Origin of the sequence: Phenylobacterium sp., assembly GCF_044236515.1 — a bacterium.
Lineage (GTDB): Bacteria > Pseudomonadota > Alphaproteobacteria > Caulobacterales > Caulobacteraceae > Phenylobacterium.
In genome coordinates this window covers 1-7,092 of the sequence record NZ_JBIIGK010000151.1, presented here as the reverse complement: position 1 = coordinate 7,092, position 7,092 = coordinate 1, and the positions used below count along the sequence as shown (strand labels likewise).

Genomic DNA, 7,092 nt, shown 5'->3' with positions numbered 1-7,092 from the left:
GCGGGTGGTTGCGGGTCAGCTGCAGGAACACCGGGATGCCGGTCGCCAGGGTGATCAGGACGCCCAGCAGCAGGATGAGGTTCATGCAGCGTTTCCTTTGCGGCCGGCGGCGCCTGGAGGCGACTTCGTCCGGCCTGATGCGATTTTCGGCAAAGAGATCACGCGACCCTCGCCAGCACAAGCAAGTGACGTCCTTGATACATGCCGAGGGGCCGCCGGGGCGCCCCCCGCCGCCCGGAAGCTTGCGCAGTTCAGCTTGGCGGGAGAGATTTCCGCATAACAGGTTTGGGGAGGATGGGATGAGGCTGACGGCGATGATGGCCGCGCTGGCGTTGAGCGTGGCGGCGGAAGGGGCGCAGGCCCAGGTTCAGGCGCCGACGCGCTCGACGCCGATCCCGCCGCCGGGCGCGGCGCGGGGCTGCGCCAACGATCCGGCCTATCGGCAGATGGACTACATCCTCGGCGAATGGGACGTGATCAGCGCCGGGAACCGCCACACGGCGGTTGTCAAGCTGGAGAAGGCGCTGGACGGCTGCACCATCATCCAGACCTGGGCGGCCGACAGCGGCGTCGGCGACGGCCGCGGGATGTTCACCTATTCCAAGGTCCTGGGCGCCTGGCACTACTACTGGGCGACGAACGCCGGGGCGACGAGCTATTTCCGCGGCAAGCCGGACCGGCCGAACTCGATCTATCTGGTCGGCGAGTTCCCGCTGCCCGACGGCCGCCACCGGACACGGCACCTGATCTTCACCCTGGTCGGCGAAAACCGGCTGCAGGAGACCTCGTGGGTCAGCGAGGACGGCGGCAAGACCTGGGCCGCGGAGTTCGACATCTTCTGGAACCGGCGGGCGCGATGAGGGCCCGGATCGCGGCGGCGCTTGCCGCCCTGGCCCTCGGCTGGCCGGCGGCGGCTGGGGCGCAGACAGCCGCGGCTCCCGCGGCGGCGCCGGCCAAGTGCGCGGACGACCCCGCCTACAAGCAGCTCGACTACCTGCTCGGGACCTGGGACGTCACCAGCCTGGCCGGCAAGCACTCGGCGGTGGTGCGGCTGGAGAAGGCGCTGGACGGCTGCGGCATCGCCCAGACCTGGGACGCCGACAGCGGGGTCGGCAGCGGGCGGGGCATGTTCACCTATTCCCGGCTGATGCAGAGCTGGCACTACCTGTGGGTCACCAACGCCGGCGGCACGAGCTACACCCGCGGCCGGCCGGACCGGCCGAACTCGGTGCTGCTGGTCAGCAACTATCCCCTGCCCGGCGGCGGCGAGCGGTTGCGCCACGTGATCTTTACCCTGGTGGCCGAGAACCGGCTGCAGGAGACCGCCTGGTGGAGCGAGGACGGCGGAAAGACCTGGACCAACGAGTTCGACCTCTGGTGGGTCCGCCGGGCGAAGTAGGGACCTGGCCGGGAAAGGAAACGGCACTGCGGCGTTCCCCATCGCAAAGGAGGACCCGAGCATGTTGACCCCCGGACCCGACCACCCGATCTCCATCGAGCCCGGAAAGACCCGCTGGCGGGCGTTCTTCGCCGGCCACGTGATCGCCGACACCGACGACGCGCTGATCCTGAAGGAGGCCGACTTCCCGCAGGCGGTCTACTTCCCGCGCGACAGCGTGGCGACCGAGTACATGTCGCGCACCGACAAGACCACGCAGTGTCCATACAAGGGCGAGGCCGGCTGGTTCACCATTCTGATGGACGGCCAGTTCGCCGAGAACGCCGCGCGCAGCTACGAGGACCCCTACGAGCCGGCGGCGCGGCTGCGCGACCGCATCGCCTTCGAGACCGACCAGATCGAGGTCTATCCGGTCGACGACGCAGCGGTGAACCCGCACCACCACACCGATCGGGGCGAGCTGCCGCACGACCGCCGCGAAGCCCTGGTCGACCAGGATCGCGTCGGCGGCGAGGACGTCGGCGACGTCATCCGCCACACGGACTCGGGCTCGGGCGCCTCGCAGCGCGAGCACTGGGAGCCGAACGTGCGTGGGCCGGACGGCGGGTTGCGCTAGTAGGCGAAGGTCTCGAAGGCGCGGGAGGCGTCGCCGGCCCAGGGGCCGTTGTAGAGTTCCAGAAGCCGCTCGGCGGGGGTGACCCCGCTGGCGGCGATCTCGTGCAGGTCGGAAAGATAGCCGGTCTCGTCGGCGCCGCCGGCCAGGCGCGCCCGACGCTTCAGGCCCTCGTGGGCGATGGCCAGCATGTCCTTGGCGACGTCCTGAACGGTGCGGCCGCCGACCTGCGCCTTCAGGCCCAGGCGGGTGACGTCGGCGCGCAGGCGCTCGTGATCCTCGACCGCCCAATCCTTGCAAAGGTCCCAGGCCGCGGCCAGGGCGGCGCCGTCATAGAGCACGCCCATCCACAGGGCCGGCAGGGCGTTCAGCCGGCTAAGCGGTCCGGAGTCGGCGCCGCGCATCTCCAGGTACTGCTTGAGCCGCACCTCCGGGAAGATGGTGGTGACGTGGTCGGCCCAGTCCTTCAGCGTCGGCTTCTCGCCCGGCAGTTCCGGCAGGCGGCCGGCCATGAAGTCGCGGAACGAGCGTCCGGCCACGTCGACATAACGGCCCTCGCGCTTGACGAAGTACATCGGCACGTCGAGCGCATAGTTCGCATAGGTCTCGAAGCCGAAGCCGTCGCGGAACACGAAATCGAGCATGCCGGTGCGGTCGGCGTCGGTGTCCGTCCAGACGTTGGCGCGGGCGGAGACGAAGCCGGACGGCCGGCCCTCGATGAACGGCGAATTGGCGAAGAGTGCGGTGGCGATCGGCTGGAGGGCGAGGCTGGTGCGGAACTTGGCCGCCATGTCGGCTTCCGAGCCGAAGTCGAGGTTGGCCTGCACGGTGCAGGTCCGGAACATCATGTCGAGGCCGAGACCGCCGACCTTGGGCATGTACTCGCGCATGATCTTGTAGCGGCCCTTGGGCATCACGGGGATCTGGGCGCGCGTCCAGATCGGGGTGTAGCCGAGCCCGAGGAAACCGAGGCCGAGCTCGTCGCCGACGGCCTTCACCTCGGAGAGGTGGGTGGTGGTCTCCTCGCTGATCTCGTGAACGGTCTCGAGGGGCGCACCGGAAAGCTCGAACTGGCCGCCGGGCTCCAGGCTGACGTTGGCCTTGCCGCGCTCCAGGGCGATGATGTTGTCGCCCTCGAGGACCGGGGTCCAGCCGAAGCGGGTCAGCCCCTCCAGCAGGGCCCGGATGCCCTGCGGCTCGTAGGGCACGGGGGCGTGGGAGCCATGGCGGAAGACGAACTTCTCGTGCTCGGCCCCGACGCGCCAGTCGGCCGCCGGCTTCGCGCCGGCCTCGAACCAGCGGACCAGATCCTCGAAGACGAGGGGGCGATCGTCGCAGGCGACCTCGGCCATCGATCTTGCTCCCCGTCGTACACACGCCGCGGGCGCCCCCCGCCCCGGCTCTTTACGTCGAGCGTTCAGATGGGCGCAATCGTTCCACGGTCAAGGCTCGGCTTAATTCCGCCAATCGCCGAGGGCCGCCTGCCAGAGGGTCAGGGCCGAGATGGCGGCGGTGTCGGCGCGCAGGATGCGGGGGCCGAGGCCGGCAGGTGTGGCGAAGGGCAGGGCGCGGAGGATGTCGCGCTCGCGCGGGGAGAATCCGCCTTCCGGGCCGATGAGGATCGCCCAGGGGCCGGCGGCCTGACCGCCGAGGGCCAGGAGGGCGGGCGCGGTGTCGCCGGACTCGTCGCAGAACAACAGGCGCCGCCCGTCCTCCCAATCGGCGAGCAGCCGGTCGAGCTTCACCGGCTCCAGAACCTGTGGCACGTCCAGGCGGCCGGTCTGTTCGGCGGCCTCGACGGCGATGGCGTTCAGGCGGTCGACGCGGGTGTGGTCGGCGTTGGTGCGCTCGGTGATCACCGGCCGGACGCGGCGGGCGCCGAGCTCGGCGGCCTTTTCGACGATGGTCTCCAGCCGGGCGCGTTTGACGAGGGCGACGACCAGGTCGAGGTCGGGTCCGCCGGCCTGGGGTCGGGCCTGGGCCGCGATGGTCAGCACGACCTGGCGCTTGCCGACGCTGGCCACCCGCGCGCGCCATTCGCCGTCGCGACCGTTGAAGGCCAGGAGTTCGTCGCCGACCGCCAGACGCATGACGGCCACGAGGTAGCGGCTCTGGCCCTCGTCGAGGGCAAGCTCGGCGCCGGCCGCAAGATCGGGAGTTACGAACAGGCGGATCATGGGTCAGGTTCTAGATGCCGCTTGAGGAGTTCGCCAATGGCCAAGGACGACGACTACGACGCCGAGGAGCGGGAGCTGCAGATCGCCCTGGTGCGGTTCCAGCAGTACGCCATCGAGGCGGGCGAGAAGGACCTCGTCATCTTCGAGGGCCGCGACACGGCCGGCAAGGACGGCGCGATCAAGCGGGTGGTCGAGCACCTTTCGATCCGCAACACGCGGGTCGTCGCCCTGCCCAAGCCGACGGAGCGGGAGCGGACGCAGTGGTATTTCCAGCGCTATGCGGCGCACCTGCCGGCGGCGGGGGAGCTCGTGATCCTCAACCGCTCCTGGTACAACCGGGCCGGGGTCGAGCGGGTGATGGGCTTCGCCACGCCGCAGCAGCAGGCGACCTTCCTGCGGGACGTCGGGCCGTTCGAAGCCATGCTGTCCGACGAGGGCGTGCAGGTGGTCAAGCTGTGGCTCGACATCTCCAAGGCCGAGCAGGCGGAGCGGCTCCAGGCCCGGACCACCGATCCGCTGAAAGCGCTGAAGGTCAGTCCGCTGGACGCCGTCGCGCAGGAGAAATGGGACGACTACACGGCCGCTCGCGACGCCATGCTGCGCGCCACGCACACGGCCCACGCGCCTTGGTGGATCGTGCGCACCGACAAGAAGAAGGTCGCCCGGCTGAACATCATGCGTCACCTGCTGAAGGTGCTGGCGCCCCCGCAGATCGCCGGCGGGGTGGCGGAGCCGGACCCGAAGGTGCTGTTCGCCTTCGAGCCGGCGGCGCTGACCGACGGGCGGATGGAGCGCTAGTGGAGCGCCTGAGCGCCGCCGCGGCGCGGCGGATCGCGCTGGCGGCGCAGGGGTTCGCGACGGCGCGGCCGGCGCGGGTCGGCAAGGCGCAGCTGGCCCGGACGCTCGCGCGGCTGGGCGTCGTGCAGATCGATTCCGTCAACGTCGTCTCGCGCACCCACTACCTGCCGGCCTTCTCGCGTCTGGGGGCCTATCCGCGGGAGCTGCTGGACGAGATCGCCTGGGGCAAGCGGCGGCCGCTGTTCGAATACTGGGCGCACGAGGCCTCGCTCCTGCCGCTGGACCAGCAGCCGCTGCTGCGCTGGCGGATGCAGGACGCCGCCGACGGGGTCGGCATATGGAAAGGGGTCTCGCGGTTCCTGCGCGAGCGGGCGGAGTTCTGCGACCGGGTGCTGGACGAGGTCCGCCGGCGCGGGCCGCTGACCGCCTCGGAGCTGGAGCTCGGCCACAAGGGTGAAGGCGGCTGGTGGGGCTGGAGCGAGGCCAAGCGGGCGGCGGAGGGGCTGTTCTGGACAGGCGCCCTGACCACGGCGACGCGGCGCGGGACGTTCGAGCGGGTCTACGACCTGCCCGAACGGGTGATCCCGGCGCGGGTGCTGGAATTGCCGACCCCGAGCCGCGAGGACGCCCAGCGCGAGCTGGTGCGGATCGCGGCGCGGGCGATGGGCGTGGCCACCGAGCGGGATCTTCGGGACTATTTCCGGCTGGGGGTGGCGGACGCGCGGGCGCGGGTGGCCGAGCTGGCCGGGGCGGGCGAGCTGTTGCCGGTCGCGGTCACGGGCTGGCGCGAGGCGGCGTGGCTGTGGCCGGGCGCGCGGCGGCCACGACGGGTCGAGGCCCGGGCGCTGCTGTCGCCGTTCGACAACCTGATCTGGTTCCGCGAGCGCACCGAGCGGCTGTTCGGGGTGCGATTCCGCATCGAGATCTACACCCCGGCCGAGAAGCGCCAGCACGGCTATTACGTCCTGCCGTTCCTGGAGGGCGACGCCATCACCGCCCGGGTCGACCTGAAGGCGGACCGCAAGGCCGGCGTGCTGCGGGTGCAGGCGGCGCATGCCGAGCCTTGGGCGAGCGGCGCGACGCCCGGGCGGCTGGCGGCGGAGCTGGCGTCGATGGCCGGCTGGCTGGGGCTGGCGCGGGTGGCGGTTGCGCCGAAGGGGGACTTGGCGGCGGCGTTGGGGGGTGCGCTGAGCGCCCCCTCCGTCTCGGCTTCGCCGAGCCACCTCCCCCGTTTCACGGGGGAGGAGCGGGAAGCGTCGGCTCGCTCCTCCCCCGCTGGCGGGGGAGGTGGCTCGCAGCGAAAGCTGCGAGACGGAGGGGGTCCGTGAGAGCGCCCAGCAAGACGCACGCGCGAGCTCGAGAGCTCCGAAGCGCGCTGAGCCTGCCGGAGAAGCTGCTGTGGGTGCGGTTGCGGCGGCGGGAAGTCGGGCGGCCGACGTTTCGGCGGCAGCATCCGGTGGGGCCGTTTGTGCTCGACTTCTATTGCTCGGCGGCGCGGCTCTGCATCGAGGTGGACGGGGCCTCGCACAGCGCGGGGGATCGGCCGCAGAGGGACGAACGTCGGGACGCCTGGCTGGCCGGCCAGGCGATCGAGGTCGTGCGGATCGCGGCGTCCTATGTGCTGGCGGATCCCGAGCAGGCGACGGAATATGTGCTGCATCTGGCGCGGGAGCGTGGGGCGTAGGGCGTTGCGCCCTACGCGCCCTCCGTCTCGTCTTCGCCGAGCCACCTCCCCCGTTTTACGGGGAGGTGCGGGGGGGGTGGATCGTCGCGGAGCGACGAGACGGAGGCGCGAGCGTCTGCTAGTCCGAGCCCAATGACAGCTCCCCTGCCCGACGCTGCGCCCTCCAACTGGGTGGATCGGTTTGCGCCGGAAGGCCTGAGGCCGTGGCTGAAGATCGGGCGGTTCGACCGGCCGGCGGGGATCTGGCTGTTGATGCTGCCCGGCTGGCAGGGGCTGGCGCTGGCCGCCGGCGTCGAGCGGGAGCGGCCGAGCCTGACCTTGCTGGCGCTGTTCCTGATCGGGGCGGCGCTGATGCGGGCGGCGGGGTGCGCCTACAACGACATCGTCGACCGGGATTTCGACGCCAAGGTCTCGCGGACCG

The 7,092-nt window shown here is 71.2% G+C and carries 10 protein-coding genes; 7 read left to right on the top strand and 3 right to left on the bottom strand.

Annotated features, from left to right (window positions below; translation table 11 throughout):
• The coding region (locus ACILRF_RS13325; RefSeq protein WP_395673667.1) for a hypothetical protein at positions 1 to 181 on the bottom strand (181 nt) is incomplete at its 3' end.
• A 118-nt stretch (positions 182 to 299) separates the two neighbouring features.
• Here ACILRF_RS13325 and ACILRF_RS13320 point away from each other — a divergent pair.
• From ACILRF_RS13320 to ACILRF_RS13310, 3 genes are all read left to right on the top strand, one after another.
• A complete protein-coding gene (locus ACILRF_RS13320) occupies positions 300 to 860 on the top strand; it encodes a hypothetical protein (protein ID WP_395673665.1) in 561 nt (186 codons plus the stop codon).
• Complete coding sequence (locus ACILRF_RS13315; RefSeq protein ID WP_395673663.1) at positions 857 to 1,399, top strand: hypothetical protein; 543 nt, start codon at positions 857 to 859, stop codon at positions 1,397 to 1,399. Before ACILRF_RS13320 ends, ACILRF_RS13315 begins: the two co-directional genes overlap by 4 nt.
• Before the next feature lie 61 nt (positions 1,400 to 1,460).
• Entirely contained in the window at positions 1,461 to 2,015 is a 555-nt protein-coding gene (locus ACILRF_RS13310) for a DUF427 domain-containing protein (RefSeq protein WP_395673661.1), read from the top strand.
• Here ACILRF_RS13310 and ACILRF_RS13305 read toward each other — a convergent pair.
• On the bottom strand, positions 2,012 to 3,364 hold the full coding sequence (locus ACILRF_RS13305) for a glutamate--cysteine ligase (protein WP_395673659.1): 1,353 nt from the start codon (positions 3,362 to 3,364) through the stop codon (positions 2,012 to 2,014). The genes ACILRF_RS13310 and ACILRF_RS13305 overlap by 4 nt on opposite strands.
• A 102-nt stretch (positions 3,365 to 3,466) precedes the next feature.
• Positions 3,467 to 4,189, bottom strand: coding sequence for a 16S rRNA (uracil(1498)-N(3))-methyltransferase (locus ACILRF_RS13300; protein WP_395673657.1), 723 nt, complete (start codon positions 4,187 to 4,189; stop codon positions 3,467 to 3,469).
• 36 nt (positions 4,190 to 4,225) lie between these two features.
• Here ACILRF_RS13300 and ppk2 point away from each other — a divergent pair, with 36 nt between their 5' ends.
• The 4 genes from ppk2 to ACILRF_RS13280 all read left to right on the top strand — a co-directional run.
• On the top strand, positions 4,226 to 4,987 hold the full coding sequence (gene ppk2, locus ACILRF_RS13295; RefSeq protein WP_395673655.1) for a polyphosphate kinase 2: 762 nt from the start codon (positions 4,226 to 4,228) through the stop codon (positions 4,985 to 4,987).
• A complete protein-coding gene (locus ACILRF_RS13290) occupies positions 4,987 to 6,315 on the top strand; it encodes a winged helix-turn-helix domain-containing protein (protein ID WP_395673653.1) in 1,329 nt (442 codons plus the stop codon). Before ppk2 ends, ACILRF_RS13290 begins: the two co-directional genes overlap by 1 nt.
• Positions 6,312 to 6,671 carry an endonuclease domain-containing protein gene (locus ACILRF_RS13285; protein WP_395673651.1) on the top strand — a complete coding sequence of 120 codons (360 nt, stop codon included), beginning with the start codon at positions 6,312 to 6,314 and terminating at the stop codon, positions 6,669 to 6,671. The genes ACILRF_RS13290 and ACILRF_RS13285 overlap by 4 nt, the downstream gene beginning before the upstream one ends.
• A gap of 132 nt (positions 6,672 to 6,803) precedes the next feature.
• On the top strand, positions 6,804 to 7,092 hold a 289-nt coding region (locus tag ACILRF_RS13280), incomplete at its 3' end, for a UbiA family prenyltransferase (RefSeq protein WP_395673649.1).